This window comes from Gluconacetobacter aggeris (genome assembly GCF_014174395.1).
GTDB lineage: Bacteria > Pseudomonadota > Alphaproteobacteria > Acetobacterales > Acetobacteraceae > Gluconacetobacter > Gluconacetobacter aggeris.
This window is the reverse complement of sequence record NZ_JABEQD010000003.1, coordinates 105663-132175: the sequence shown is the minus strand read 5'-3', so window position 1 is coordinate 132175 and position 26513 is coordinate 105663. Positions and strand designations below refer to the sequence as shown.

The window sequence follows — 26513 nt, the reverse complement described above, 5'->3', positions numbered from 1 at the left end:
CGGGGGCGCGATTCATGTCGGGTTTCGATCGTATCGATCTGGTTTTTCCGCTGATCCAGGCGCCGATGGCTGGGGTTTCCACGCCGGCGCTCGCAGCTTCGGTCTCCGATGCCGGCGGTCTCGGGTCCATCGGTGTCGGCGCGGCCGATGCGGCCGGGGCGCGTCGGATGATCGCGGAAATCCGGGAGCGGACCGATCGTCCGTTCAACGTGAACCTGTTCGTCCATCCGGCACCGCGCCGCGATCCGGCGCGGGAGGAAGCGTGGTGCGCGTGGCTTGCGCCCGTGTTCGCCACATTCGATATGCCGGCGCCGGCACGATTGCGTGCGCCTTACAGGAGCTTTGCCGACGATCCGGAGATGCTGGACATGCTGCGGGTGGTCCGGCCGCCGGTGATCAGCTTCCATTTCGGGTTGCCACCAGCGGATATCGTCGCGGCGCTGCGGGCGACCGGGGCGGTGCTGCTGGCCACCGCGACCAGCGTGGATGAGGCGCGCGCGGCCGAGGAGGCCGGCATGGACGCGATTATCGCGCAGGGGATCGAGGCCGGCGGTCATCGCGGGATGTTCGACCCTGCCGCGCCTGACGATGCGCTGGGCACCTTCGTGCTGACCCGCCTGCTGGTCCGGCAGTGTCGCTGCCCGGTGATTGCCGCCGGCGGGATCATGGATGGTGCGGGCATTGCGGCGGCACTCGATCTGGGCGCTGTTGCCGTCCAGATGGGGACGGCATTTATCCTGTGTCCTGAATCCGCTGCCGATGCGGCCTATCGCGCGGCGCTGACGGGGCCGGCGGCCCTTCATACGCGGTTGACCAGCCTGATTTCCGGCCGGCCGGCGCGGGCGCTGGCGAACCGTTTCACTGCCCTGGGCGACGGGGGCGACGTGCCGGTTCCGCCGGATTATCCCGTGGCCTACGATGCGGGCAAGGCGCTCAATGCCGCAGCCAAAGCGTGTGGAGAAACCGGGTTCGGCGCCCAGTGGGCCGGGCAGGGGGCACCGCTGGCGCGATCCATGCCGGCGGCGCAACTGGTTGCCTGTCTGCGGGAAGAATTTGCGGCTGCCCGCGCGGAGGCAACGGCTTTGCCGGATCGGCGGTAGCAGCCCACCCGACGCGCGCGGCCATTTCTATGGGACGAGCAGGTGGGGCACGATGGGCGATGCATGGCGGATGACGGCATCGGCACTTTCGCGCACCGTGATCCCGGCAAAATGGCTGCCGACGATCCATGCCCCGATGGAGGCGGTGACACCGTCGATGCGATGATCGGCGTATTGCTGATAGATGCGGGGATAATCGCCGTAGGTGCCGGGCTCCAGCGCCAGTGTTTCCGTGCCGGAGACGATGCGGACATTCTCGCCGCCGCGCGCGTGGATGGGCTTTTCGACGTAGCGTTCCATGCCGTCGGGCGTCCAGGCGGCAGGCAGAAGGAGCGGGTGGCCGGGATGGCGCTGCCATAGCGCTGGCAGGAGCGCCTTGTTGGAGAGAAGGGCCGTCCAGGGCGGGTTGAGGAACCGGCAGCCGCATTGACGCAGGTGGCGGGCGCCCGCATCGCGGAACATCAGTTCCCACGGATACATGCGGATCATGGAGCGGATGATGCGGCCGCGATGCAGCAATCGTCCGCCGGTGCTGATCTCGAGGTCGCGCAATTCGCAATGCACCGCTTCCAGCCCGGCCTGTCGCACCCAGTCGGCATAGTAGCGGGCGTGGACCGCATCCTCGCGATTGTCGGGATAGGGAACGACATGGACGATATCGTCCACGCGGTCCTGGGCGCGGAGCGCCATCAGATGGTTGACCAGTGCGGCTTCGCTGAGCGCGCGGTCGGTTTGGGCGGGATGGGTCGCGTGCCGCCATGCCGTCTGCATGCGCGTGCTTTCCGGCAGGGTGGCGGGCGTATCGGCATTATATTCGATCAGTTTCGGCTGCCCGTCCTGCCACGCGAAATCGAAGCGGCCGATCAGGAAGGCATCGCGGCGTTCCCAGGAATCGCGCACCACCGGCTGCATGGCCTCGGGAATGTGGAACGCGTCCAGGCCGCGCCGTGTGCGGACGGCGTCGTCCACCAGGTCGAGGCACATGCGGTGCAGGCTTTCGGCCGCGCGGCGCAGGGTCTCGGTGGCGGCCGGCGCGATGGCGTAATACGCATCTTCACGCCACGCGAAGCTGCCGTCATCGTTGCGGTAATAAGTGTAGCCGATGGCGTCGGCATGGCTTTGCCAGTCGGGGCGTGGGATGCACGCGATGCGCCTGATGCCGGGGAGCATGGGGAGACGAGGGTTATTCGCCGCCGCCGCCATGGCCGGCGGCGCTGGCGCCGAAACCGGCATGGCCCGCCGATTCCGCCTCGCCGCCGCTGCCGGCCGCGCGACCGGCGCGCGGTGCGTCGTCGTCGTCATCGCTGCTGCGGTTACTGGTCGGGGTGAAGAATGTGCCCCCGCCGGAGGCATGGTACGAATGGTGGCGTTGGTGATCGCAATCCTCCGGCTTGCGGTTCTGCGGATCGTCCGGTCGGGTGGCGGTCGCCGCCGTGGGCTGACCCTGCGCGGCGGGAGCGTCCTGACGGCAGGCCTGGTTATCTGCCTGATGGCTGGAGTCGACCAGGAACGCTGTTGCGCCGGCAACCCCTATCGCTCCCGCGGTCGCCACAAAAATGATTGTCGTGGGTTGGGTCATTGAAAAGATCCTGACAGATGACCGGTTGTTAGGGGCGCACTCATTCCTGCACCACGGCGCGGCTGGCGAGCGTGCGCATGCCGTCCGAGATCCGGTCGCGCAACTGGCGCAACTGCGTTTCCTGCGTGCGGGTGCGCTCGACGGCCAGGCGGTCGTTCTCCGCCATTTCGGCCAGTGCCTGCGTCACCTTGTCGGCGGCCTGGGAGAGGGCTTCGATCTGGCGTGGATCGACCCCGCGCTGGGCGGCCGTGGTACGCGCGGCTTCCAGCGCGCCGTCGGCCACCAGGCCCAGCACCTGGCGATCGGCCTCGTTGAGCTTGTCGCGGGCGGCGGCGGCGTGGCGATTGTCCACCTGCCCGACGGCGACGGCGCAGGCGGCCTTGAGGTTGGGAATGGTCTTGGTCAGAGCCGAATGCAACGCCACGATCCGGGCCTCGGCGGCCTCGCGCGTGCTCTTGAGCATCGGTACGGTCAGGGCCGCGCGCATCAGGCCTTCACGCTGCTCGGCGAGGTGCCCTGCGAAATTGGCCAGCCGGCCGCGCAGTTCCATGACCTCGGCGGCGTCCACCGGGTCGTTGGTTGCGAGTGCGTGCCGGCGCAGGCTCTCGGCCTCCTGCTGTCCACGTTCCAGGGCAAGCTGACCGGCGGCGATGTCGATATTCAGTTCGCGCACCGCGTGCCGCAGGGCCTGGTACATCGATTCGAAATTCTCGATATTGCGCTTGAGGTCCGCGATGGTGGTGCGGGCCCTGGCCTCCTGCTGGTCCATCAGGGTGGTGAAACGCTTGCGGTTTTCGGCGAAGCCGGACAGCGCGTCCTTCGCGCCGCCGACCAGGCCGCCGATGCGGGCCAGCAGGCCGCCGGGCCGCGCGTCCTCGCCGCTGGCGATCTTGCGCAGGTCGGCGATGCGCAGGATCTTCACTCCGTCCAGGACCGAGGCCGCGATATCGCCCACGGCGTCGGACTGGCCCAGGGTGCGGCCGGCCAGCATGCGGTCGGCGATCCCGGCAAGCTGGGTCAGCGCGCCGGTGCCGTGTTCGAGCAGGGTATTGAGATCGTGGAAGTTCACCGCGTCCGCGCGCCGATGGGCCTCGGCGACCATGTCGGGCGGCAGCCTGTCCAGTTCGACCAGCCGGGCGAAGGCGGCCAGCGGCTGGTGCAGCGGGCCTTCGGAAGCCGCTGCGGGCGGGGGTGCCGATGGTTCGGCGGGCAGAGCGGGCGGTGTGGGTTCGTCCTCGGCATACAGGGCGCTGAGGTCGAGGGGCTTGTCCTTGTCGGCGTCGTTTTCCGGCGGCATTTCAGATATCCATCGACAGGGTCAGGGTCGGGGCGATGTCGAAATCGGGGTCGGGCTGGCCGGTGTCGAGCATGGCGGTTCCGACTGCCAGGAATTCGACGATATGGTCGCCCCAGACATGGGAATCCTCCTGCAGGCGGGTGCCGATGATCTCGTTGGCGCCGCTGGCGGCGGCGTGGGCGGTCATGCGCTCCATCGCGGCCTCGCGGGCCGTGTAATAGGCCTGGGTGAACAGGTCCAGTTCCACGCACTGGCCAGTCTGGCGCAGCGTGGTCAGCAGGCTGCGCCGGGGAATATGCTGGACGCAGCAGCCGATGACCAGATCCAGCGGCCGGCGGCCGGCCTTGAGCGCCAGGGCGAAATCCTGGCCCGACAGGTCGGACGTGAAGGGGCGCCCGTCGGGGCGGCGGTAGCCGGAATACCCAGCCTGATGGACGATGGCGGTGCCGAAGGCGCGGAATTCCAGCATGCCGGAATCGGCAAGCTGCGCGATTTCCAGCCTTGTGCCGACGATTCCGTCCGCGCCCAGCGCCTCGGCTTCGGCGCGCATGATCTCGACCGCCTTTTCGCGTGCGCCATACATGGCGCCGGTGATGTCGATCAGTTCGTAGGCGCTGTTATTGAGCTGGAAATTTGCCTGGACCTTCCAGATGCTGTTGCCCATGCACAGGCCGAGCGCGCGGAAGCCCGCATGTTCGACCACCAGCAGTTCACGGACGCTGAAATCGGAGGTGACGACCCCGCCCCGCGCGTGGCCCGCCATGAAGCCGGCGGTCGCGGTCGCGGACGGGCCGTCGCCGGAAGGCGCGGCATCGGAAGAGGCGGGTGTCTGGTTCCAGCCCGGTGGGCTGGCGGCGGGGTGGCCGGGACCGTCGGCCGGGGGAAAGCCCGGCATACCATCGAAAATGCCCATGCGCTGTCGTCTTTCTTCCCTAGCTGAACAGATCGCCGATATTGCCGAGCAGGTCGCCGACGGCGCCGGTGGCGTCGGCGGCCCCGGTTTCGATGGCCGCGCCGATGAGTGCGGCCGCGCCGGCCAGACGCTCTTCGCCCGCCAGTTCCACCGCCGTGTCGAGCAGTTCGATCTTTTCGGCGCGGTCGGCGTCTTCTTCCGCGACGTCCATCCCGTTTTCGATCTCGGCGAAGAGCGGGCGGTGACGCGCCATCCGCGCTGCGTGGCCGTCGAGCGCGGCCAGGAAGGTGGGGATGAGCGGGAATGTGCCGGGCAGCCGTCGGTAGCCTAATTGGGTGATTGCGGCGCGCAGGCGGCAGGAGGTGACGATCCCGTTGTTTGTCTGCACCGAAATCGAGACGATTTCGTCATGGGCCAGCGCGCCCGTCCAGAAGGCGCGCAACGGATCGTCGGCCAGGCGGGCCAGGGCCGCGTCGCGCGCCTGACGTTTCCACTGACCCAGCAATGGGGTTTCGCCGCCGCCCCAGGGAGCCAGTGTCGCGTCATAGTGGAACGGGGCATCCACCGTTTCGATGGCGCCGACCGAAAAGCCGATCGGCACGAGGCCCGCGCGCATGGCCAGGGCGAAAATGGTGGCATTCCATGGCACGCAGGGCAGTGCCGCGCTGGCGTCGAGGCCCGGAACCGCCACCGCGTCGCCATGCAGCAGGAAGCCCAACGTGCCGCCACCGCCCGCCAGCCGATAGCGCAGGTTCAGCACGGCATTGGCACCGCGCGACAAGGCGGCGGCGCGCAGGCGGAACATGGCTGTGCGCCAGCCCTGTTCATGCACCGTCGCCCAATGCGACTGGCCCAGGGAAAAGCCGGTCTTCCACCATGCTTCGGCATGGATGCTGCCCAGCGCGCATGTTGCGCCTCCGGCGAGGCTCTGGCGGATCGAACCCAGCCGCACGATCGGGGGCGGCCGGCCGTCCAGTCGGGCGAAGGCATTGCCGGCCGATCGTGCGCCGGAGGGGGAAGGGGAGAAAGGGATGGCATGCGCCGGAGCCGGCCCGGCGGTGCGCGCGGATCTGCCGCCGCCCAGAAACCCCAGGAGGCGCCGCAATGTCATCCGGACCAGCGGGTGGCGTGTGCCAGCGCGTCGCCTTCGCCGGAGACGGTGCCACCCAGTGCGCGGACCTGCCCCATGAGGGTTGTGATCCATTCACGCAGCGGGACGGTCCGGCGGCTGAGGGCCACGCCGCGGACCTCGTGGACGATGGTGGCCTCGATATCTCCGCCGGCGCGGGTCAGGCGGAACAGATATGTGCCCAGGCGGATGTCCAGCCCGTCGATGGTTTCGGCCCTGCGGAAAAGCCCGCGTTTGCTGCGGGACACGGTCGTCTGGCGTGGCAGGGCCTGTTCGCAGAGATGGGCAAAACGGTCGAGGAAACGGTCCCGTTCGGCTTCCGCTTCACGGATCAGGGCAGCCACGTCGTCGAAGGAGTCGGTCATCGTCCGCGCCCACCTCCTCGTGCTTCATGCAACGGGCCGTGTAACGTTTCGTCAAAAAAACGGGCGCGTCAAGAACGGATCGTGCGACGGAAGGTGCGCTCGCGCGGGGTCATCGATGACGGTCCTGACCCTGTTTGGCCGTGTATTCCGACGTCGTTTCGAGAGATCTGCGGATCGTGGACAGGCCGCGTATCGGGAGAAAGGGTTCCTCCCGATCGCGACGCCAGGCGGGGTTGCTCCCGCATGGGAAAGCCCGTCAGCGCGTCTGCTGGATTGCGGAGAGCAGCCAGGCGCCCCCGCGTGACGGGCGCATGAAGGTCCAGAGTTCGGTGATGGTGACCCGTTCGGTCGAGCTGCCGTCGATGACGCGGCCGGTCATGTCGGTGGTGATGTCCACCATCGAATAGCGCATGGCGACCGTCGCGTAGTCGAACCCGTTCTCGCTCCATGCCTCGGACAGGTCGCCACGTTCGAAGCGCACGTCCGACACGACGTTGCGCGCGCCACGGCTGGCCAGGTCGGAAAGCTGGGCGTTGAAATAGCCCACCATCTCCGGCGTTGCCATGTGCTGGAGGGCCGGCAGGTTCTGCTGGCTCCACGCTGCCTGGATATCGAGCAGCAGGCGCTGGAAGGCACGGTAATCGTCCGGGGTGATCGTCACCTGTGCTGCCGCTGCCGAGGGGCCGCCCTGGCCGTAGGCGGGGGACGCCGCGATGGGAGTGCCCTGCCGGGCCCCGCCGCTGAACCGGCGCACCAGCCAGCCGATCAGCAGGCCCAGCAGCAGGAGCTGGATCAGCAGGCCGAAGAAGCTGCCGCCGCCGGTCAGCCCGCCGGCGATGCCGTGGCCGAACAGCACCCCGAACAGGCCGGCGCCCAGCATGCCGCCCAGGAAGCCGCTGGCGAACGGATGCGGCCGCGCGGCATAGGGCGCGCTGTACGGTGCGCCGTAGGGCGAACGCGGATAGGAGGACGGGCCGTTGACATAGCCGCCGGATGAGGGCTGCGTGATCGAGCGCTGCATCGGCGACGCGCCGTACGGGGCGGTCTGGGTGGGCGCCGGCGCGCTATAGGTGCGCGACCCCCGGCTGCCCATCGAATAGCCGCTGCCGGGGCGGGCGTCGGCGCCGTGCGGCAGCAGGGGCGATACGGCGAGGGCGGTGCCCAGCAGCAGGATGGTGAAACGGCGGGTCTTGTGGACGGGCTGGTGTCGGTTGGTCATTGCTCTGTCCATATCCTGTCGTGCGGGGCTGCGTTCAAGACCCGGCGATCATCATATCGTCGATGCGGATGGTCGGGGCGTTGATGCCGTGGCGGAATACCAGGTCGTCCGCCAGGACCATGCGGGCGAACATGTCGTTCAGGTTCCCGGCGATGGTCAGCTCCGCGACCGGTTCGGCCAGTATGCCGCCCCGGATCATGAAGCCGGCGGCCCCCCGGCTGTAGTCGCCGGTCAGGCCGTTGATGGCCGAGCCCATCAGTTCGGTGACATAGATCCCATCCTGGATGTCGGCCATCAGCGCCGCCGGGGTCGGGGCGCCGGGGCGGGCATACAGGCTGCCCAGCGACGGGCTGCCGCCACGGCTGGCCCGGCCGTTGCCCGCCAGGCCCAGTTGCCGGGCGCTGCGGGAATCCAGCGCCCAGTTGATCAGCATGCCGTCCTGCACGATGGCCAGTTCGCTGCAACGCACGCCTTCGCCGTCGAACGGGCGGGCCGACAGGCCGCGTACCCGCGTCGGGTTGTCGAGAATATCGACGCCCCGCGGCATGATCCGCTGGCCCATCTTCTCCTTGAGGAACGAGGTGCCGCGTGCGATGGCGCTGCCGTTGACGGCCCCGGCCAGGTGGCCCAGCAGGCTGGACGATACGCGCGGGTCGAAGACCACATGCATGCTGCCCGTGCGCGGGCGGCCGGGGTTCAGGCGGGCCACCGCCTTTTCGCCGGCGCTGCGTCCGATCGTGCCGGCATCCGCCAGGTCGGAGAGATGCACGGTGGCATCGTAATCGTAATCCCGCTGCATGCCGGTGCCCTGGCCGGCCAGCACGCTGACGGAGACGGAGTGGCTGCTGCGGGCGTAGCGGCCGGAAAAGCCGGCCGACGTCATCAGCACGATATCCGCCAGGCCGAAACTGGCCGAGCCGCCGCTGCTGTTGGTCACGCCCGATACCGCCAGTGCGGCGTCCTCGGCCGCGCGGGCGCGGTCCATCAGCGCTGCCGTGTCGGGCTGTGCCGTGTCCAGCAGGTCCAGGCCGGCGGCATCGACGAAGCCCTGTTCGGCCTGGGGGGACAGGCCGGCATAGGGGTCCTCGGGCAGGACGCGCGCCATGGCCAGCGCCTGTTCGACCAGCGCGTCGAAGCGGGCAGGGTCGAGGCTGGTGGCTGAGACGGACGCCGATTGCCGGCCGAGGAAGACGCGCAGGCTGAGGTCGCAGGTCTCCGACCGTTCCAGATCCTCGGTCTTGCCGTTGCGGATCTGCACGCCGTGCGCCGTGCGCGCCGAATAGGCGGCATCCACCGCGTCGGCGCCGGCGGCGCGGGCCTTGCCGATCAGGGTGCCGATCAGGTCGAGCGGGTCGGTGCTCATGCCGCCAGTGCCTCGGCGATCGAGCCCAGGGTGGGGATGTTGTGCACCGGCCCCAGCGATGCCAGCGTGGGCGTGCCGCGGAACAGGCGGGCGGCGACGCGCTTGACGTCGTCGATCGTGACCTTGTTGACCAGGCTCACGGTCTCGGCCGTGGGCACCAGGCGGCCGAAGACCTGGAGCTGGCGGGCCAACTGCTCGCACCGGCTGCCGGTGCTTTCCAGCGACATCAGGAGCGAGGATTTGAGCTGTGCCCGGGCGCGGTCCAGTTCGTCCTGCCCGACCTCATGCTGCACCTTGCGCAGTTCCTCCAGCGTGACGGGCACCAGTTCGCTGGCCTGGTCGGCGCCGGTGCCGGCATAGATGCCGAACAGGCCGCCATCGCGGAACGGGGCATTGAAGGAATAGACCGAATAGACCAGCCCGCGCTTCTCGCGGATTTCCTGGAACAGGCGCGAGGACATGCCGCCGCCCAGCAGGGTGGAGAGCAGCAGGACCGGGTAATAATCCGGATCGCCGTAGCCGACCGAGGGGAAGCCCAGCACGACATGGGCCTGGTCGAGATCCTTCTCGCGCCGGAACTCGCCGCCCGCGTAGCGGGAGTCGAAGCTGGCGGGGCTGCCCAGTGTCGGCAGGTCGCGGAAATGGCGTTCGGCCAGGGCCACGACATCTTCATGGCGCAGGTTGCCGGCCGCCGCGACCACGGTATTCGCGGTCGTGTAATGGCCGCGCATGTAGCGCATCAGGGTCTCGCGGCTCATGTCGCGGATCAGCGCCTCGGTGCCCAGCGTGGGGCGGCCCATCGGCTGCTCGGGGAAGGCGGTTTCCTGGAAATGGTCGAAGATGATGTCGTCGGGCGTGTCGTTGGCCTGCCCGATTTCCTGCAGGATCACGCCGCGCTCGCGCTCGACCTCGTCAGGGGCGAAGCTGCTGTGGGTGAGGATGTCGCCGATGATGTCGGCGCCCAGGGCCAGGTCTTCCTTCAGCAGTTTGACGTAATAGGCCGTGTGCTCGCGCGCGGTGTAGGCGTTGATATGGCCGCCCACATTCTCGATTTCTTCGGCGATGCCGGCGGCGCTGCGGCGTTCGGTGCCCTTGAAGGCCATATGTTCGAGGAAATGCGAGACGCCGTTTTCCTCGGCGTGCTCGTGGCAGGTGCCGGCGGCGACATAGGCGCCGAACGAGACGGTTTCGACCCGGTCCATGCGCTCGGTGACCACGGTCAGGCCGGAGGGGAGGCGGGTAACGTTGATCTGGTCGGTCATCAGGGTCCTGCGTGACGGTCCGGCCGGCGGGGCCGGGCGTCCGAAGAAAGGGGAGGTATGGGCGTCAGCTGTTTTTCATCACCGCCGCGCGGACACGGTCTTCCACCGCGTCCAGTTGGTTGGGTACAACGTCGTAACGCTCCGGCCGGTCGAACAGATCCGCGAGATGTGGCGGAAGGGCGGGCCGGATGCCGACCGCCTGCGCCATCGCGTCGGGGAATTTGGCCGGATGGGCGGTTGCCATCGCCACCATCGGGATGCCGGGCTCGCGGAACATCCGCCCGGCCGCGATACCGATCGCGCTATGCGGGTCCGCCAGATACTGGCTGGCCTGGTAGAGAGACCGGATTTCGGTCTTCGTGTCCTCGTCTTCAAGGGCCAGGGCGTGGAACAGGCCCGATGCCTGGCGCCAGACCGGATCGGGGACGTTCATGCGGCCCGTGCGGCGGAAGTCGGTGACGATCCGCGCGCAGGCTTCGGCGTCGCGGTTCAGCAGTTCGAACAGCAGGCGCTCGAAATTCGACGACACCTGGATGTCCATCGACGGCGAAAGGCTGGGCACCACCTCGCGCGCGCTCATGTCGTTGTCGCGCAGGAAGCGGGTCAGGATGTCGTTGCGATTCGAGCCCACGCAGAGCGCGCGGACCGGCAGGCCCATGCGGCGCGCGGCCCACGCGGCGAGGATATTGCCGAAATTGCCGGTCGGCACGGCGAACGACACTTCGCGGTCGGGCGCGCCGAGGGAAAGGGCGGCGTAGACGTAATAGGGGATCTGGGCCGCGATGCGCGCCCAGTTGATCGAATTGACCGCCGAGAGGGCCATTTCCTGCCGGAAGGGGGCATCGGCGAACATGGCCTTCACCAGGTCCTGGCAGTCGTCGAACGTGCCCTGGACCGCCAGGTTGGTCACGTTGGGTTCCAGCACCGTCGTCATCTGCCGGCGCTGGACGTCCGACGTGCGCCCCTCGGGGTGGAGGATGACGATGCGCGCGCGTTCGCGCCCCCGGACGGCCTCGATCGCGGCCGATCCGGTATCGCCCGACGTGGCGCCCACGATGGTGACGTGTGCGTCGCGCTCGGTCAGCACATGGTCGAACAGGCGGCCCAGAAGCTGCATCGCCATGTCCTTGAAGGCGAGCGTGGGGCCGTGGAACAGTTCCTGGACGAACAGCCCGTCCTCGACCTGGACCAGCGGCACGATGGCGGCGTGGTCGAATCCGGCATAGGCTTCACGGCACAGGCGCAGCAGCACGTCGGGCGCGATGCAGCCCGCGGTGAAGGGCGCGATGATCCGTGCCGCCAGGTCGGGATAGGGCAGGCCGCGCAGGGCCCGCCAGTCTTCGGCGGTGAGGACCGGCCAGCTTTCCGGCAGGTAAAGCCCGCCATCCTCGGCGAGGCCGGCCATGAGAACCGAAGAGAAATCGCGGACGGGGGCCTGTCCCCGGGTCGAAACGTAGCGCATGGGACCTTCATACCGCCAAGCGGGCCCTGCGCGAAGGGGGGGCGTCAGCGTACGGGGGCGGGAAGGGCGGCGGTGTCGATGCGGTAGATCGTGAGCGGCCACTGCACCGTCATCTGTCCTTGATTGAAGCGCGGCGTGAGGTCGAGCTGCGCGGTGGGGATGTAGAGCTGTCCGGCGGCCGTGATGGCGGGCGTGGCCGGCCAGCGCAGGCGGGGATCGACGACGATGCGCTGGTAGACGCGCCCGGCGGTGAAGCGGAAGATGCTGCCGGTCGCGATATCGTCGAAATACAGCGTGCCGTCGCGGGCGACCGTCATGCCGCCCAGCGGTGGTGTCTTGTACCAGAGCGTCGGGCTGTCATCGAGTTCGAAGCTGGTGATGGTGGGATCGGTCAGCAGGTCGGTGCCGATCCGGTAGAGCGGGCCGCAGGGAGGCTGGTAGTACAGCCATTGGCCGTCGGGGCTGATTTCGATTTCGGTCGCGTTGACGATCGCCGCGCGGCCGCTGCCGTCCCGCACCACGTGGCCGCCTGCGATGATCGGGTGCTGGGCGGTCAGCGAGGGGTGGTGGTCCATCAGGCGCCGCTGGGGGCCGTGATCGAGGTCCAGCACGATCAGGCCCGGTACGCCGGAATCGAGGATGAAGGCGTGGCCCCTGCCGACCCGCACGCCCGCGACGTGGCTGCCGGGGCGCAGGACGGCAGGGTCGATCGGCCAGGTGCGGGTGACGGTGGCAGAGCGGGTGTCGATTTGCACCAGTTTGGGGGGCGCGACCGGGTGGTCGGCAGCATCGAGGCCGCTATCCAGCACCCAGAGCGTGCCGTCATCGGCCAGTTGGAGGCTTTCGGCCGAGACCAGGCGGTGTTCGGGCGCGGTGGCGGGGTCGGTCCAGGCGGCGTCGGGGAAGGGGCGGGTCGTGCCGGTGGTGTCGCGGAGTGTCAGGGTGGGGCCGGGCGCGCCGGTCCAGGCCGGGCTGTCCAGGATCATGCGGCCGTCGGGCAGGACCGCCAGGGCGGTCCAGACCTGGCTGGTCGTTTCCGCGACCGCGACCATGGGGGCCGAGGGATCGAGCGGCGGCGCGGGTTTGGCGGCCATGGCCGGTGGCGTGGCAGGGAGGATCGACAGGGCCAGCGCGGCCGGGATCACGCGGAGCGGGAAGGAGCGGGTGCGGAACATCGGCGCCATGTCGCCACGATCGGCCGCCGATGGCAACCGGCCGGGCGCGTATGGCCGCCATGGGGGCGTGTACGCCTTGACCCGGCCGAATGGGGGCGACGGCCCATTCGGCGCGGGCCGCCCCACATCGCAATTCTCGCGGTAGAGGTCGCCTGAGCCGCCGAACTTTCAGTTGCGACCGCCATTGACCTTGATCACCTGCCCATTCACCCAGCCTCCGTCCGGACCGGCCAGGAAGGACACGACCTGCGCGACGTCGGGCGGCGCGCCGATGCGGCCGAGCGGGATTGTCGCGGCCAGCGCCCGTACCGCCGCCGCATCGCGCATCGCGAGCAGCAGTTCAGTCGCGATCGGCCCCGGTGCGACGGCATTCACCGTGATGCCGCGCGGCCCGAGTTCCTTCGCCAGGGTATGTGTCGTCGCCTCGATCGCCGCCTTGGTTGCCACATAGGTGCCATGCGCGGGCAGCCAGGCGCCGATGATGCTGGTCGACAGGTTGATTGCGACCGCCCTCGCGCAGCCGCCGGGCGCCCTCCCGCATGCCGTTGAAGGGGCCGATTTTTCCGTGCCGGCGGCGAGGAGGCCGGCTTGAATGCATGGCATTTTTTTTAACGGTACCCGGGCGTTCGCCTTGTCCATCCTTGCCTCGATTGGCGTCCTGTTCCGCTCAATCGTCACGACAATTTGGGGAACTCCGGTTTATCGCGCGTCGCGACGTGGCTCCGTCGGCAGGTGACGGGCACCCTCGTATCATGCTACTCTGAAGTTGGCGCGTGATAACGCCTTTTCAAAAGGGCGGCCTCCTATGTCGGGTGGCCTGCCGAATACAACACCCGGACCTATGGTCCAGCGGTGCGCGGCTGCTGTCGCGCATCGTCTGGGAAATAGGCAGGGCGTGCTTTTGCCCTTTTGAAACACGTTATCACCCGCCCGACGCCAGGAAGGGCGGGACGATGCGTGTCCGGATTCGCCTTTGTTTCGTCCTGCCGGCGTCGAACGTCGTCGATGGTGCATGAGGTCGAAATGGCGGATCGGGACGAAGGCAGAACGTCGTATATGTCAGCCCATGACGTCGCGGCGTGCCTCATCAGGGGCTTCGGGCCGGACGCCTACCTCGCCGTCCGCCGGCAGATCGTCCGGTGCATGGAACAGAATCTCGCCGACGAAGCGGTGTTCTGGGTGAGAGTCAGGGAGCAGGTTGCGTCGCTGACGCGCGTCGTTCGCAGGAAAGATGAGCGGCTTCAGTGAGCGTTTTCTCGTTCCGCCGTGGCAACTTCCGGCTGGCGGGACGGTATCAAACCATCCCTGTTTCCTTCGGTCGGCCAAGGCGGGATATTTTTGGCAGCACGAACAGCGCCATCATGTTGATAAAGAAATGAAGGAGCATCACGACATACAGATTGAAGCCTACGCCCAGGAGAATGCTGAAAAGGATGGCCAGGCAGAAGGTCGACAGGATGCCCCGAGCGCCCTGATAGCAATGCATGCAGCCAAAGGCGAGGGCGGCAACAAGAATCGCCGTCATGGCGTTCTCGCTGATCGTGTATATCAACACGGGGAGGGCTCCGCGGAACATGATCTCCTCTGAGATCGCGGCGTTCACGCAGAGCAGGACCAGGTAGGTTTTCTCGGACTGCGTGTCGGGGCGCAGGGCGGAGACGGCCTCGGTATTGTAGAATTTCCTGCCCCTGCGGGTCCGCGCCACAAAAACGATCGCGATCAGTCCGATGCAAAAACCGAACAGCATCGGGACAAGCTGGCTCGGGTCAATGCTTGTGTTTTCATGCACAACGCGAAAAGCGATCTGGTAAGGGAGATAGATCGAAGTATTCGTGCGTTCAAAGTTGTAAATCAGGCAAGATCCCGCGACTCCGAAACATAAAAACGATATTGCGAGCCAGGATCTGTAAATTCTGACTTTCTTCTCGGGTGGGGACTCCTTCAGTCTTCGAAATGACTGGCTGCCTCGCGCCGCAACGATTGCGAAGGCTACCGCCAGCGACAGGGCGAGAAGTTCTGAATGCAAGGCTTCGACCTCTCGTGGGGCTCACGTTCTGTCCGACAGGCTCGGTTTTGCAGAATTTCATGAATCGAGAGGTATGGAAACCTGTCCATGGCAGTGCGATATCAGCGCGCGGGCGAAGGGCAGGCGTCGATCGTTCCGTCCCGGCCCAGGCCGCGCAGCGTGAGCGCCGTCAGAATCAGCAGAAGCGCGACATAGGCGTCGGTCGTGGCGCGCAGGCCGCACGCGCGCACCGCGAAGCCGGCGAGGAAGGCGGGCGCGCTGAAGGCGAGATAGCTCATGACGAAATAGCTGGCGGCCAGCCCCGCGCGCTCGTGAGATTGGGCGAGCGGTACGATCGTGCGCAGAGCGCCCTGCACAGTCAGGCCGAGACCGGCACCGGCAATGGCCGCCCCGACAAGAAAGACGGTCAGGCTCACGATATGCAGGCCGACCAGCACCAGCGGCAGCCCCGCCAGCACGGCGACCGCGCCCCGGCGCAGCAGGAGCGTGCCCGGTCCGGCGAGATGCACGATCATTGCGACGAGAGCGGGCGCCATGACGACGGCGACCACGGCGCCCCCGAGCAGAACCCCACCATTGTCGTGGCTGGCGATGCGTGCGATTGCCGGGCCGAGCGAGAGCAGAAGGCCCGCCAGTGCCCAAACCGCGATGTTGGCCGGGGCGATCCGCCGCATGGCGCTGCGCGCCGCGAGAGGGACGTGGATTCGTGGCCGGAGGGAGGCCAGCGCGCCCGGTATGCGCGAGACGGTCTCGGGAATGGCGAAGACCACGCCCGCGGACATGACCATGCCGACGGTCAGCAGCCAGAATACGAAATTCAGGGGATCGGGCGCAAACCTGACCAGGATGGCCGAGCCGAGGGCCAGCGCGGCCATCGAACCCATGGGAACCATGCCGCTGATGAGGCCGCCGCGTTCGCGATGGGCGTCCTGAAGCCCCGCGCTCAGCGCGCTGGTCGCGATGCCGGTCGCGAGGCCTTGCAGGGCCCGTCCGCAAATGACGTCGCCAATGTTCGCCGCGACCGCGAACTGGAGCATGGCGACGGTCTCGACCGCGATGGCGAGCCAGATGACCGGACGACGGCCGAGATAATCCGACAGAGACCCCAGGCACAGCAGCGCGAGGAGCAGCGTGAGGGCGTACACCGCGAAAGCGGCCTGCAACATCGGCAGACTTGCGTGCCATTGCGCGTGATAGAGCGGATAAAGCGGCGTGACGGCCGCCGAGGCGCCGAGGAAGAGGAACAGGATGGTGCCGTAGATCCACAAGATTCTGGCGCGGATGGGGGGAGTCATGACGTACTCCTGTCTAATGCAAAGATTGTGCGTTAGAGTGATAGTGAGACGCTTCATTAAAAGCAAATTATTTGCTTTAGCAGGGGGAAAATTATGTCCGAGGCTCGTAGCCCCATGCGATCGGGACCGCGTCCGGGTGGACGTAGTCTGAGAGTGCAGGAGGCCGTGCATGCGGCGGTGACCGCGCTGATCGACGAAACGGGACGGGAGGGTCTGACCGTGCCGCAAGTCGCGGCGCGCGCGGGGGTCACGCCTTCGACGATCTATCGTCGGTGGACCGACATGGCGACGCTGATGCGTGACGTCGCGCAACGCAATCTGCGCGTGGACTGCCCGCTGAAACCGTGTGGCCGCCTGTCGGTGGATCTGCCCGCCTGGGCGGAGATGTACCAGGAGGAAATGGACTCGACGCCCGGCCGGGCAATGATGCGTGACGTTCTGCGCGGTTGGGACGGGACGCAAAAAGCGTGCTCACTGTTCGATGCGGTGCGGCCGACGATCGTGTCGATCTGCGATGCCGCCGGAGAGCCGGTCACGTTCGATGTGGAGGCGGTGATCGATGCCGTGGTGGCGCCGGTCCTGACACGTATCCTATTCACGGACGGGCCCTTGCCCGCCACGCTTGCGCGCGACGCGGCGGTTGCCTTCGTCGCGCGGCATGCGTCGGGCGGGTAGCTGGATGTCCGGGAGGCGGCCCGGAGCCATATCCATTCACATTGGTTGATGGATATGGCGACGGATTATTTGTTTTTTATAGGATCGCTATCCGGCGGGACAGGCAGTTCTTACGGGTTGCCCGTGTTCGCGGGGGACGTGTCCGACCACATGTCGCGATGAATCTTCCACTGCCCATTCTGCTTGAGCAGGACGATCGTCTGCCTGCCGCGTTCGACGACGTGGCCATTTGTATCGAGCATCCTGATCTGGGAGATGCTGGTCGCGGCCGTGGCACTACCGTAGATCTCGTAATGATCAAATTGGGCACCCCCGACGAGATCCGGCCGCAAGATCTTCTCGAAATAGGCGAGGATCGCCGCGCGGCCGGAAATCGCCTCCGCGTTCGGCGGCAGAAGCTCGGCGTCATCGGTGTAGAGACGCGAAATCGCCTGAAGATCTCCTTTGGCGAGATCGGCGGCAAACTGTTCCGTCACAGCCTTGACCGCGGCCGGGTCAGGCGATTGCGCGCCGGCCGCCGAGGCGGGCGAATAGTGTAGCGCGAGCGCCATCGACGCCCCGAGGATATAAGAGAGCGGCTTTGTGACCTTCATCATGATGTCTCCATGAATAATCATTGAATGGTGAAAAGGGGAGGTTGGTCTCAGAGCTGGGAACAGCCGCCGTCGACCACCAGTTCCGTTCCGACGACGTATCGGGATTCGTCGCTTGCAAGGTAGAGAACAGCCGCCGCGATTTCTTCAGGCTGGCCCATTCGCCCCAAGGGCACAGTCGAGGCGAACTGCGTCTTGAAGGCTTCCACCTCGGCTTCGGACAGGCCGAGCTTGCCGAGCAGCGGCGTTTCGATGCCTCCTGGCGCGACCGCGTTCACGCGGATCTTGCGGTCGAGCAGTTCGTAGGACCAGCTTCGCGCGAACGACCGGACCGCCGCCTTTGCCGCCGCGACCAGCGACAAGCCGTGTTTTCCGGTCTGATCGATAAAGGAGGTCGTAAGAATGACCGATGCGCCCTCGCGCAGCACGGGCAAGGCCGCCTGCATCGTGAACACGGCTCCTTTGACGCTGATGTCCATGACATCGTCGTACTGACGCTCATCGATCGATTGCAGCGGTGTTGGAATGACGTAACCCGCATTCGCAAACAGAATATCAAGACCGCCGAAGGTCTCCTGGACACGGGATGCAACCGCCTGCATGGCCTCGATGGAGCGAACGTCCGCGGCAAGGACGAGCGCCTCGCCGCCGAGTTCGGCATGCACGTCGGCGAACCGGGATTCGTCGCGGCCGGTCACGGCCACGCGGGCACCCTCCTCGATGAAGCGCCTGGCGGTCGCGAGACCGATGCCGCTTGTGCCGCCGGTGATGAGTGCGGTTTTTCCTGAAAGTCTCATTCTGGATTCCTCACATTCAAGAGCCGCAGAAGGCGTCCCTTATCGGTCCCGCCGAACCTAGCCGAATGGGAAATGTCCGAAAGGACGTATTTCCCTTAAATATAGACATGGCCTTGTGGGGAACTGGGTGTGGCTAAAAATGAGGGAACTAGGTCCTTTCGGAAATATGCGCCTGGAACTAGGAGTCGCAACTGTTCAGCAGCCGACCCTGCGCGACGGGGTGGCTTGAGGAGAGCGATATGTCTGAAGTTTTCGACGAAACCGTCACCGAAGAACTGAGCGCGTACGGCCGCGCGCGGCGTCATGCGATGCTGATGGGCGGAGCGGCGCTTGCCGCGACCGCTACAGCGGGCCTCCTGTCGGAAAAAGTGCGTGCCGGTACGGTCGGCAAGGCCGAGAAGCCTGTCGAATTCCTGTTCGCGATCTATCCGAACGGGACGCTCCTGGATTTCGCTGGCCCCAATGAAATCCTCTCGCGTATTCCCAATACGAATGTTCGGTTCGCCAGCCCCGCCGGCGGCCTTGTTACGCTCGAAAAAGGCGTTGTTTTCGGACCGACGGAAAAACTGTCCGACATAGACAAGGTCGATGTCATCTGCGTTCCGGGCGCTCTTGATCTTTCGGCGATGATGAAGCCTGAAATTCTCACGCACATCCGGAAACTGTCCGAGACCGCGCAATATGTCACGTCCGTCTGTACCGGCTCCATCATCCTTGCCGCCGCGGGTGTTCTGAAAGGAAGGCGCAGTGCCTGCCACTGGGCGTTTCTGAATGTGCTCAAGGAATATGGCGCTATTCCGGACCCTGCGCGCATCGTGAAGGACGGCCGGTTCATGAGCGGCGGGGGCGTTACCGCCGGGATCGATTTCGGCGTGGCGATCGCGGCGGAACTGCGCGGGGCCCAGGCCGCGCAGGAAGTGCAGCTTCTGGTCCAGTATGACCCGCAACCGCCATTTCATGCGGGCAATCCTTTGGAGGCGCCGCCGAACGTTCGTGATGCGGTTTATAAAATGCTGCCGGGCTCGGAACACGGCCTCATGCGGCCCATTCTCTGATCGTTCTTCCGGAAGATATCTTCATTGATGGCGCAGGCAGGCGCCAGACGCACCCATTGACGGCGCGTGATTCGCGCATGTGCCGTCAATTCGGGTGGACGCCGTGCCTCGGGATTCCTGCCTGCCGCCGAGGCGTCCATAGGGCCGGCTAAACGGCGCTTTCCTGCCGGCCGGCGCGCCGGATCGCTTGCGGCGGATGGCCGTGCAGTTTCACGAACGCGCGCCGCATGCGTTCCGGGTCCGCAAAGCCGATCGCTTTTGCGATCTGTTCGATCGGCTCGGAGCCATTCCGCAGCCGGACGCATGCCGCCTCCACACGCAAACGTTCCACCGCTCTGGCCGGTGTTTCACCGGTCTGGCGACGGAAGGCGCGCCCAAATTGACGGACACTCAACCTTGCGGCTTCCGCCAGCCGTTCGATCGGCAGAGGCTCGACCAGATGGTCGCGCGCGAACGCAAGCGCCATGCGGATACGGTCCGATTCCGGTTCCATCTGCGACATGGCCGAAAACTGTGACTGACCGCCGGAGCGCCGGTAGGGAACGACGAGTTCACGCGCGACCTCTCGTGCGATTTCGGGTCCGCGGTCCGTCTCGATGAGCGCCAGCGCCAGATCGATACCGGCCGAAATGCCCGCGGAGGTCCAGAATTTGTCGTCCGATATGAAAATCCGATCGGCTTCGACCCGGATAGAAGGATATCGCTGCTGGAGTTCCGGCGCGAGACGCCAGTGGGTCGTTGCATGACGGCCATCGAGAAATCCGGTTTCCGCAAGGAGGAACGCGCCCGTGCAGACGCTCGCCACGCGGGCCGTGCGCGCGGCGAGGTCCTTTGCCGCCGCGATGACATCGGGATTTTGGAAGGCCTGGATGTCGCCGCCGATGAAAATGACCGTATCGAAATCCATGTCGCGGAACGATCGGGTTGCGATGGAAACCCCGGCGCTCCCGACAACGGCGCCTCCCTCCTCGGAAATCACCGTCAGGCGGTAGGGATCCCTATCGATGAAAATATTCGCCTCCTCAAAGGCGCCCAGAGGCCCCGCGAGATCGAGGAGCCGATGATTGGAGCAAATGAAAAATCCGATATGAGACATGGTCCTGATTTAAGGGAAAAACGGATTTCGAGCCATATTTTTCTCGAAACGCTTTGAGTGCCGTGCAATTTCCTGGCCGGGTAATGCGGATTTGAATTCCTGAAAGCCTGACCGGAAATGTGGACTGGCGAGCGAGACCGGCCCGCAAGGGTCGCGTCCGGCGTGTGTTTCCGAGCATCGGAGCGGAGCGGCCTTGATGGAAGTGAGCACCGAAGCACAGGAAACGCGCGTCGGATCGCCGCCAGCGCGCATTTACGGTCAGGCTCTGAGAGAAAATCGTCAGAATATAGACTTCGTTCTCCAAATAGAGCATGGTGATCGACACGCGGCGAAGCGGCCTGTTCCATCGGACGACGATATTTTGCTCGCTTCAATGTCTTCATGTCCGGGAAGGAACAAACAGGAGATCATATCTCCCGGCCCGCTATTTCCGGCCTGGGGTGATGTGAGCATCCTGGCAACATGGGGAACAGGGCAATGACCCTGCATGAATTGTGTTACGGGCATGCCTGCCTCTTCCACGAAAGTTGATTCATTGAAGAACATGACCCGTCTGATTCTCGCGTCCCTGTCGCTTCTGGGTGGTTGGGGCGGACTTGCCAAGGCACAGGCGGGTGACACCGCTGTCCCGGCCTATGGCGCCATTCATGCGGCTGGGAACGTGGCCAACCATCCGGATCCCTCCCTGCGCTACAGGGTGGCGTTCGAGACGATGCGGGCCGCACCGGATCCAGCGCAGATCAATCCGTCGCTGGAGCGGGCCGCTCGCTTCATGAATCTCCTTGCTGCCGACGGGATACATCCCGCAATCGGCGATGTGGTGGTGATCGTCTACGGGCCGGCTACGCCGTCTGTCCTCTCCGACGCGGCATACCGGGCGCGTTTCGGACGAGACAATCCGAATACCGGGCTGCTGGGCGCGCTGCGTAAGGCGGGGGTCTCGATCGAGGTTTGCAGCTACGCTCTGTCGGGCCAGAAGATCGAGCGGGACGCCGTTGCCGACGGGGTCCAGATCGACCTGTCCGCCATGGTGACGTTGGCCAACCTGCAACTGAGAGGGTGGGCCGTGATCCACTGATGCCGGCGGAACAGGGGTGAAGGGGACGACTGTCCCCTTCCGGGTCCAGGGCGGCGCCCTGGTCGTGCGTTGTCTTCAGTACGGGCCTGTGCCGCAATAGCGTTCGCGCAGGTGGGCGCGGTAGGCCCTGGTCGAGGGCGGGGTGCCGGTGGCGGCCGCGACGATGCCGGCGGTGGAGAGACGGCTGGCCTGGCTATGTACATGGAGGCGCAGCCAGGCGACCAGCGGGGCGAAGTCGCCGCGTGCGATGCCCTGCGCAATGGCGGGGTCGGCGTCGAACGCCGCCTGGCGGAGCTGGGCGGCGAGGATGGCACCCAGCGTGTAGGTGGGGAAATAGCCCCAGGCGCCCGAGGGCCAGTGGATATCCTGCAGGCAGCCCAGCCGGTCGTTCGGCACCTCCAGCCCCAGCAGGTCGCGGATGCCGGTATTGAAGGCCTCCGGCAGGTCGCGCAGCGCCAGCGAGCCGTCGATCAGTGCGGTTTCCAGTTCGTAGCGGACCAGCACATGGGCGGGGTAGGTGATTTCGTCGGCGTCGACGCGGATGAAGCCGGGCTTGACCTGCGTGACCGTGCGATACAGCGCGTCGGCCGACCAGCCGGCGTCGGTCCCGGTCGCGCCGAACGTCTCGCGCAGCAGGGGGGCGATCCAGTCGATGAAGGGGCGGGAGCGCGCGATCTGCATTTCCATCAGCAGCGACTGGCTTTCATGCAGGCTCATGCCCCGGGACTGGCCGACGGGCAGGGTGTGCCACGCCGCCGGCAGGCCCTGTTCGTAGAGCGCGTGCCCGGTCTCGTGCACCACGCCCATCAGGGCGGAGAGGAAATCGGCATCGTCATAGCGGGTGGTAATGCGCACATCGTCCTCGGCCCCGCCGCAGAAGGGATGGATGCTGACATCCAGCCGGCCGCGAGACATGTCGAAGCCCAGCGCGGTCATGATCCGCCGGCCCAGGGCCTCCTGCTGCGCGACGGGGAAGGGGCCGGCCGGGGTCACGATCGGCGGCAGGGTGGCCTGGTGGGCCTGGGCCTCGGCGATCAGGCCGGGGAGGTCGCGCCGCAATTCGGCGAAGACCGGGTCGATATCGGTGCGGCGGGTGCCGGGATCGTACTGGTCCAGCAAGGCGTCGTAGGGCGAGAGGCCCAGCGCCGCGCCCTTGACGATGGCCAGCTCGCGCGTGCGCTCCAGCACGTCGGACAGCAGGGGCAGCAGGGCGGCGAAATCGCCGTCGCGCCGGGCCGTGCGCCATGCGACCTCGCACCGCGATGCGGCGCGGGAGGACGCTTCGACCAGTTCGGCGGGCACCGATGCGGCGTGCAGCCAGGCGCGCCGCATTTCATGCAGGTTCGCGGCCTCCCACGTGCCGGCGGGGGCTTCCGCCCGTTCCAGCAATTCGCCGACGCGCGGGTCGGTCAGCATGTCGTGGCACAGGACGCTGAGGGTGGCGATGCTGTCGGCGCGGCTGTCGGCGGCGCCGGAGGGCATCATGACATCCTTGTCCCATCCCAGGATGCCCAGCGCGTTGCGGATGCGCCCGATGCGGGCGAAATGGCTGGTCAGATCCTGGTAAGCGCTTTGTGGCATGGTCTCTCTTCTTGCGAATGGGACGGGCTGCCGCAGTGTGGGCGATGGCGGGCGGCGGATGCAACCGGGACGAATGGAATGGACGGACGACGGGACAGGGTGGCCGGAGCGATGAGGCTGCTGGCGGATGGCGACCGTGATGGCGCCACGTCGGTGCTGCGCGCGGCGTTGGTCGAGGCGCCGGACGACCCCGATATTTTGCATGGCATGGCCTGCGTTGCCCGTGCGTCCGGCCGGCCGGACCTGGCGATCGGGCTGGCGGGGCGGGCGATCGCGATCCTGCCGGCCGCGCATTTTCATATCACGCTGGGCTGCGCGCTGCATGAGCAGGGGCATCGGGAGCCGGCGCGCGCGGCCCTGCATGTCGCGACCCTGCGCGAGCCGCGCGACGCGCGTGGCCATGCGGCGCTGGCGGCGGTGCTGGGGGAGATGGGGCGGTGGGGGGAGGCCGAAGCGAGCCTGCGTGCCGCGCTGGGGCTGCGCCCTGCCGACACCGCGCTGCTGCTGGACTGGGCGCGTGCCGCGATCATGGGGGATGGCGTGGGGATTGGGCCCCGGCTGGAGGCGTCGGCGAGGCGGTTTGTCGCACAGGATGCCGGGCGGCTGCATGAGCTGGCCGTGCTGCTGTCCGAGTGGGGGCGGCATGGGGAGGCGGAGATCCTCTATCGGCTGGTGCGGGATCTGTGCCCGGACCAGGGGGCGGCCTGGGCCAATCATGGGGCCGTTCTGTTTGCGCTGAACCGGCATGAAGAGGCGCTGGCGGCGCTGGAGCAGGCCGACAGGCTGGTGCCGGATGTGCCGGAGACGCTGAACAATCTGGGGCTGGTGCTGATGGCGCTGGGCCATCTGCCCAGGGCGGGTATGGCGCTGGCGGCGGCGCGGCGATGTGCGCCGGACGATGTGCGGATCGCCGTCAATGATGCGACCATCCTGACCGACATGGGCGAGGATGCGGCCGCCGAGCGCCTGCTGCGCGGCGTGCTGGCCGAGCCGGAGGCGGCACGGGGCGCGGAGGGCGCGCGGGCGGAATTCAATCTGGGCACGCTGCTGCTGGCGCGGGGCAGGATGGCGGAGGGGTGGCGCCATCTGGAAGCGAGGGAGCGCCTGTTGCCCGAGATGCGCTGGCCGGCGCTTGCGCCGTGGGATGGATCGGCACTGCCTCATGGGCGCCTGCTGCTGCATGCGGAACAGGGGGTGGGCGATGCGATCCAGTTCCTGCGCTATCTGCCCTCTTGTCTGCGGCGGGTGGGGGTGGTGGTGGATCTGCCGCCCGCGCTGCATCGGCTGGTGCGGACGATGCCCGACCCGGAGGGGCTGATTGCGTCGCGCTGTGTGGTGCTGCCGGATGGGACACCTGTGCCGGACGATGTGGTGGCGCGCTGCGGGTTGCTCAGCCTGCCGCATCTGCTGGGAATGGCGGAGGTGCCGCCCTTTGTGCCCTATCTGCTGCCGCCCGTGCCCGAGGATGCTCGGGTGGGGCTGCCGCGGGTCGGGTTGTGCTGGGCGGGCAATCCGGCCTTTCGGTTCGATCGCAGGCGGTCGATCGCGCCGCAGATGCTCGCGTCGCTGGGCGATGTCGGGGGGATGTGCTTCGTCAGCCTCCAGCATGGTGCGGCGGCGGGTGATCCGCCCTTCGCCATGGAGTCCGCTGTCACGGGCGACTGGCTGGATACCGCGCTGGTCGTTGCCGGGCTGGATCTGGTAATTACGGTCGATACCGCGATGGCCCATCTGGCCGGGGCGATGGGGCGGCCGGTCTGGCTGCTGAACCGTTTCGGCGGCGACTGGCGGTGGTCCGCCGCGTTCGACCGGGCGGAGGCGCCGCGCTGGGGGAACGGGACCAGTCGCTGGTATCCGTCGCTGGAGCAGTTCAGGCAGGCTGGTCCCGAGATGCCCGCGTGCGCATGGCAGGCGCCGATTGCCGCGCTGCTCGCCGCGCTGGAATGCTGGCGGTGCGTCGTTCGATGAGGATTGCGATATCGCAGGGATTTTTATGAAGGGGCTCGGCTTTCCCGGATGCCGGCCGCAGGCGGATTGAAGGCTGCCTTCGGAAATTGCAGGGCGTCCAGGCGAAGATAGCTGAAAAGCCCCAGAATGGCCGTTGCCGCCATCATCCAGCCGGGGATCAGCGGATTGCCGGTGATGGCGATCAGCCAGGTGACGACGGGCTGCGTCAGGCCGCCGAATACGGACACGGCAGTCGCGTAGATGACGCCGAACAGAAAGGAGCGGCTGTGCGGGGGGAGGGAATCCAGCAGGACCTTCCACATGCAGGTCATGACGAAGCCCGAAAGCGCGAACATGGAAATGTTCAGCGCCAACTGGCTGCCGAGGCCGGGATCGTGGATGGCGTAATAATAGACGATTGGCGACAGGGCACCCATCAGAAGGGTGACGCCGATCACCGTACCTGCCGGGTGTGGATGGCGGGCGATGAAAAACATGCTGGCAAGAACGCTCAGCACGCCGAAGGCCAGGCCGGCCGCCATGGCGGCCATCCCGGTGGCCGGTGACAGATGGAGTACCGATACCGCGTAGCTGACGCCGAAGGTGCGGAGATAGGTGGAGACGGTGCCGCTGACGAGGGCGAGGAATACGAACAGAATCACCTTGCGGACCGCGAGCCGTTCCTCGGGCGAGGACGCCATGGCGGGGTGGGGTACAATCGTGTGGCCGGCGGCAAGGCGGCGGAGGAACAGGCCCGCTGGAACGATGATGAGCCCGAAGAGGAAGGGCACCCGCCAGCCCCAGGAAAAGAGGGCATCATGCGACATGCAGAGGGACAGGATGAGGCCCAGCAGGACGGCGAGCAGGCCGCCGAGCAACTGTGTCATGTACTGAAGCGTGCCGAAGATGCCGCCGAGGCCGCCGGGTGCGGCGGAATAGAGCAGTTCGGTCGCCGGCCCGACCTCGCCGCCATCGGAAAAACCCTGCAGCATCCGGGCGAAAATGATGATGACAGGCGCCGTGATGCCCATGGATGCCGCCGGCGGTGTGGCGGCGATCAGGAACGAGCCGAATCCCATCATGCCGAATGTCAGCATCAGGGCCGCATGCTGCCCGTGGGTTCTGGCAAAGCGCCCGATGATGACGGCGCCCAGTGGCCGCATGATGAACCCGACGGCGAACGTCATCAGCGCGTAGAGCAGGTTCATCAGGCTGTTGCTGTCACCGGGAAAGAATGCATGGCCGATCATGGGCGCGAAGAACGCGTAGGCCATGAAATTGTAGAATTCGAGGAAATTGCCGGCACAGGCGGCCCCGATCAGAACGTTTCTCCTGGTGCGGCTGGCATTCCGTTCCATCGATACGTCTCTCCCTTCTGTTCCGTTGGGCCGGGGCTGGCGAGCCGCGCGCGATATCGTGACGGGTTGGGCGCCACGATATATTACCGGTTTCGGAATGTTCTGGAAGCGGTTCGATGCCGCGAAGGCGTGATGAGGGACCGGAGCG

Annotated in this window: 26 protein-coding genes; 7 read left to right on the top strand and 19 right to left on the bottom strand. The window is 66.7% G+C overall.

Translation table 11 applies throughout. From position 1 onward, the window contains the following. Window positions 1-14: 14 nt before the first annotated feature. Complete coding sequence (locus HLH36_RS05695; protein ID WP_182985496.1) at window positions 15-1100, top strand: NAD(P)H-dependent flavin oxidoreductase; 1086 nt, start codon at window positions 15-17, stop codon at window positions 1098-1100. 27 nt (window positions 1101-1127) lie between these two features. On the opposite strand, the gene HLH36_RS05690 is transcribed toward HLH36_RS05695, so the two are convergent. The 12 genes from HLH36_RS05690 to HLH36_RS05635 form a co-directional block, all read right to left on the bottom strand. Continuing rightward, complete coding sequence (locus HLH36_RS05690; protein ID WP_182985495.1) at window positions 1128-2270, bottom strand: glutathionylspermidine synthase family protein; 1143 nt, start codon at window positions 2268-2270, stop codon at window positions 1128-1130. A gap of 13 nt (window positions 2271-2283) precedes the next feature. After that, window positions 2284-2679, bottom strand: coding sequence for a hypothetical protein (locus HLH36_RS05685; protein WP_182985494.1), 396 nt, complete (start codon window positions 2677-2679; stop codon window positions 2284-2286). A 40-nt stretch (window positions 2680-2719) separates the two neighbouring features. After that, window positions 2720-3976: a toxic anion resistance protein gene (locus tag HLH36_RS05680; protein WP_182985493.1), complete on the bottom strand. Its 1257-nt coding sequence runs from the start codon at window positions 3974-3976 to the stop codon at window positions 2720-2722. 1 nt (window position 3977) lies between these two features. Next, window positions 3978-4889, bottom strand: coding sequence for a heavy metal-binding domain-containing protein (locus HLH36_RS05675; protein WP_182985492.1), 912 nt, complete (start codon window positions 4887-4889; stop codon window positions 3978-3980). Between the two features lie 19 nt (window positions 4890-4908). Next, on the bottom strand, window positions 4909-5994 hold the full coding sequence (locus HLH36_RS05670) for a hypothetical protein (protein ID WP_182985491.1): 1086 nt from the start codon (window positions 5992-5994) through the stop codon (window positions 4909-4911). A 2-nt stretch (window positions 5995-5996) separates the two neighbouring features. Continuing rightward, complete coding sequence (locus HLH36_RS05665) at window positions 5997-6383, bottom strand: hypothetical protein (protein ID WP_182985490.1); 387 nt, start codon at window positions 6381-6383, stop codon at window positions 5997-5999. 256 nt (window positions 6384-6639) lie between these two features. Continuing rightward, entirely contained in the window at window positions 6640-7602 is a 963-nt protein-coding gene (locus tag HLH36_RS05660) for a Tim44 domain-containing protein (RefSeq protein ID WP_246376502.1), read from the bottom strand. 34 nt (window positions 7603-7636) lie between these two features. Further along, complete coding sequence (locus tag HLH36_RS05655) at window positions 7637-8965, bottom strand: TldD/PmbA family protein (protein ID WP_182985488.1); 1329 nt, start codon at window positions 8963-8965, stop codon at window positions 7637-7639. Continuing rightward, window positions 8962-10227: a M16 family metallopeptidase gene (locus HLH36_RS05650; protein ID WP_182985487.1), complete on the bottom strand. Its 1266-nt coding sequence runs from the start codon at window positions 10225-10227 to the stop codon at window positions 8962-8964. The genes HLH36_RS05655 and HLH36_RS05650 overlap by 4 nt, the downstream gene beginning before the upstream one ends. Before the next feature lie 64 nt (window positions 10228-10291). Beyond that, entirely contained in the window at window positions 10292-11689 is a 1398-nt protein-coding gene (gene thrC, locus HLH36_RS05645; RefSeq protein ID WP_182985486.1) for a threonine synthase, read from the bottom strand. Between the two features lie 44 nt (window positions 11690-11733). After that, on the bottom strand, window positions 11734-12873 hold the full coding sequence (locus HLH36_RS05640) for a major royal jelly family protein (protein WP_246376501.1): 1140 nt from the start codon (window positions 12871-12873) through the stop codon (window positions 11734-11736). Between the two features lie 159 nt (window positions 12874-13032). After that, the gene (locus HLH36_RS05635) at window positions 13033-13503 is read right to left on the bottom strand and encodes an SDR family oxidoreductase (RefSeq protein WP_220792721.1); all 471 of its coding nucleotides are present in this window, start codon (window positions 13501-13503) and stop codon (window positions 13033-13035) included. Between the two features lie 318 nt (window positions 13504-13821). Between HLH36_RS05635 and HLH36_RS05630 the strand changes: the two genes are divergently transcribed. Continuing rightward, window positions 13822-14112 (top strand): hypothetical protein, encoded by a 291-nt coding sequence (locus HLH36_RS05630; protein ID WP_182985485.1) that lies wholly within the window; start codon window positions 13822-13824, stop codon window positions 14110-14112. Between the two features lie 46 nt (window positions 14113-14158). On the opposite strand, the gene HLH36_RS05625 is transcribed toward HLH36_RS05630, so the two are convergent. Both HLH36_RS05625 and HLH36_RS05620 read right to left on the bottom strand, forming a co-directional pair. Next, window positions 14159-14890, bottom strand: coding sequence for a CPBP family intramembrane glutamic endopeptidase (locus HLH36_RS05625; RefSeq protein WP_182985484.1), 732 nt, complete (start codon window positions 14888-14890; stop codon window positions 14159-14161). Window positions 14891-14991: 101 nt separating this feature from the next. After that, the gene (locus tag HLH36_RS05620) at window positions 14992-16185 is read right to left on the bottom strand and encodes an MFS transporter (RefSeq protein WP_246376500.1); all 1194 of its coding nucleotides are present in this window, start codon (window positions 16183-16185) and stop codon (window positions 14992-14994) included. A 177-nt stretch (window positions 16186-16362) separates the two neighbouring features. On the opposite strand from HLH36_RS05620, the gene HLH36_RS05615 reads away from it, so the two are divergent. Then, complete coding sequence (locus HLH36_RS05615; RefSeq protein WP_338030399.1) at window positions 16363-16860, top strand: TetR/AcrR family transcriptional regulator; 498 nt, start codon at window positions 16363-16365, stop codon at window positions 16858-16860. A gap of 110 nt (window positions 16861-16970) precedes the next feature. Here the strand turns inward: HLH36_RS05615 and HLH36_RS05610 are convergent, their stop codons facing one another. Both HLH36_RS05610 and HLH36_RS05605 read right to left on the bottom strand, forming a co-directional pair. Beyond that, window positions 16971-17456, bottom strand: a complete 486-nt coding sequence (locus tag HLH36_RS05610) for a YybH family protein (RefSeq protein ID WP_182985481.1) — start codon at window positions 17454-17456, stop codon at window positions 16971-16973. Between the two features lie 47 nt (window positions 17457-17503). Next, on the bottom strand, window positions 17504-18250 hold the full coding sequence (locus tag HLH36_RS05605; RefSeq protein ID WP_182985480.1) for an SDR family oxidoreductase: 747 nt from the start codon (window positions 18248-18250) through the stop codon (window positions 17504-17506). Between the two features lie 239 nt (window positions 18251-18489). On the opposite strand from HLH36_RS05605, the gene HLH36_RS05600 reads away from it, so the two are divergent. Beyond that, complete coding sequence (locus tag HLH36_RS05600; protein ID WP_182985479.1) at window positions 18490-19305, top strand: DJ-1/PfpI family protein; 816 nt, start codon at window positions 18490-18492, stop codon at window positions 19303-19305. Window positions 19306-19453: 148 nt separating this feature from the next. Here HLH36_RS05600 and HLH36_RS05595 read toward each other — a convergent pair whose 3' ends face one another. Next, window positions 19454-20401: a GlxA family transcriptional regulator gene (locus HLH36_RS05595; RefSeq protein WP_182985478.1), complete on the bottom strand. Its 948-nt coding sequence runs from the start codon at window positions 20399-20401 to the stop codon at window positions 19454-19456. A gap of 196 nt (window positions 20402-20597) precedes the next feature. Here HLH36_RS05595 and HLH36_RS05590 point away from each other — a divergent pair, with 196 nt between their 5' ends. Both HLH36_RS05590 and HLH36_RS05585 read left to right on the top strand, forming a co-directional pair. Next, window positions 20598-20882: a hypothetical protein gene (locus HLH36_RS05590; protein ID WP_182985477.1), complete on the top strand. Its 285-nt coding sequence runs from the start codon at window positions 20598-20600 to the stop codon at window positions 20880-20882. 63 nt (window positions 20883-20945) lie between these two features. Then, window positions 20946-21479 (top strand): DsrE family protein, encoded by a 534-nt coding sequence (locus HLH36_RS05585; RefSeq protein WP_182985476.1) that lies wholly within the window; start codon window positions 20946-20948, stop codon window positions 21477-21479. 75 nt (window positions 21480-21554) lie between these two features. On the opposite strand, the gene HLH36_RS05580 is transcribed toward HLH36_RS05585, so the two are convergent. Next, window positions 21555-23060 carry a carboxypeptidase M32 gene (locus tag HLH36_RS05580; RefSeq protein WP_182985475.1) on the bottom strand — a complete coding sequence of 502 codons (1506 nt, stop codon included), beginning with the start codon at window positions 23058-23060 and terminating at the stop codon, window positions 21555-21557. Between the two features lie 78 nt (window positions 23061-23138). On the opposite strand from HLH36_RS05580, the gene HLH36_RS20035 reads away from it, so the two are divergent. Then, window positions 23139-25028, top strand: coding sequence for a tetratricopeptide repeat protein (locus tag HLH36_RS20035; RefSeq protein ID WP_182985474.1), 1890 nt, complete (start codon window positions 23139-23141; stop codon window positions 25026-25028). A gap of 23 nt (window positions 25029-25051) precedes the next feature. Here the strand turns inward: HLH36_RS20035 and HLH36_RS05570 are convergent, their stop codons facing one another. Then, the gene (locus tag HLH36_RS05570; RefSeq protein WP_182985473.1) at window positions 25052-26365 is read right to left on the bottom strand and encodes an MFS transporter; all 1314 of its coding nucleotides are present in this window, start codon (window positions 26363-26365) and stop codon (window positions 25052-25054) included. Window positions 26366-26513: the final 148 nt, after the last annotated feature.

Coding starts and splice junctions, on each gene's coding strand:
- HLH36_RS05695 (WP_182985496.1), top strand. CDS start 15: ATGTCGGGTTTCGATCGTATCGATCTGGTTTTTCCGCTGATCCAGGCG.
- HLH36_RS05690 (WP_182985495.1), bottom strand. CDS start 2,270: ATGCTCCCCGGCATCAGGCGCATCGCGTGCATCCCACGCCCCGACTGG.
- HLH36_RS05685 (WP_182985494.1), bottom strand. CDS start 2,679: ATGACCCAACCCACGACAATCATTTTTGTGGCGACCGCGGGAGCGATA.
- HLH36_RS05680 (WP_182985493.1), bottom strand. CDS start 3,976: ATGCCGCCGGAAAACGACGCCGACAAGGACAAGCCCCTCGACCTCAGC.
- HLH36_RS05675 (WP_182985492.1), bottom strand. CDS start 4,889: ATGGGCATTTTCGATGGTATGCCGGGCTTTCCCCCGGCCGACGGTCCC.
- HLH36_RS05665 (WP_182985490.1), bottom strand. CDS start 6,383: ATGACCGACTCCTTCGACGACGTGGCTGCCCTGATCCGTGAAGCGGAA.
- HLH36_RS05660 (WP_246376502.1), bottom strand. CDS start 7,602: ATGACCAACCGACACCAGCCCGTCCACAAGACCCGCCGTTTCACCATC.
- HLH36_RS05655 (WP_182985488.1), bottom strand. CDS start 8,965: ATGAGCACCGACCCGCTCGACCTGATCGGCACCCTGATCGGCAAGGCC.
- HLH36_RS05650 (WP_182985487.1), bottom strand. CDS start 10,227: ATGACCGACCAGATCAACGTTACCCGCCTCCCCTCCGGCCTGACCGTG.
- thrC (WP_182985486.1), bottom strand. CDS start 11,689: ATGCGCTACGTTTCGACCCGGGGACAGGCCCCCGTCCGCGATTTCTCT.
- HLH36_RS05640 (WP_246376501.1), bottom strand. CDS start 12,873: ATGGCGCCGATGTTCCGCACCCGCTCCTTCCCGCTCCGCGTGATCCCG.
- HLH36_RS05635 (WP_220792721.1), bottom strand. CDS start 13,503: ATGGACAAGGCGAACGCCCGGGTACCGTTAAAAAAAATGCCATGCATT.
- HLH36_RS05620 (WP_246376500.1), bottom strand. CDS start 16,185: ATGACTCCCCCCATCCGCGCCAGAATCTTGTGGATCTACGGCACCATC.
- HLH36_RS05610 (WP_182985481.1), bottom strand. CDS start 17,456: ATGATGAAGGTCACAAAGCCGCTCTCTTATATCCTCGGGGCGTCGATG.
- HLH36_RS05605 (WP_182985480.1), bottom strand. CDS start 18,250: ATGAGACTTTCAGGAAAAACCGCACTCATCACCGGCGGCACAAGCGGC.
- HLH36_RS05600 (WP_182985479.1), top strand. CDS start 18,490: ATGTCTGAAGTTTTCGACGAAACCGTCACCGAAGAACTGAGCGCGTAC.
- HLH36_RS05595 (WP_182985478.1), bottom strand. CDS start 20,401: ATGTCTCATATCGGATTTTTCATTTGCTCCAATCATCGGCTCCTCGAT.
- HLH36_RS05590 (WP_182985477.1), top strand. CDS start 20,598: ATGGAAGTGAGCACCGAAGCACAGGAAACGCGCGTCGGATCGCCGCCA.
- HLH36_RS05585 (WP_182985476.1), top strand. CDS start 20,946: ATGACCCGTCTGATTCTCGCGTCCCTGTCGCTTCTGGGTGGTTGGGGC.
- HLH36_RS05580 (WP_182985475.1), bottom strand. CDS start 23,060: ATGCCACAAAGCGCTTACCAGGATCTGACCAGCCATTTCGCCCGCATC.
- HLH36_RS20035 (WP_182985474.1), top strand. CDS start 23,139: ATGGACGGACGACGGGACAGGGTGGCCGGAGCGATGAGGCTGCTGGCG.
- HLH36_RS05570 (WP_182985473.1), bottom strand. CDS start 26,365: ATGGAACGGAATGCCAGCCGCACCAGGAGAAACGTTCTGATCGGGGCC.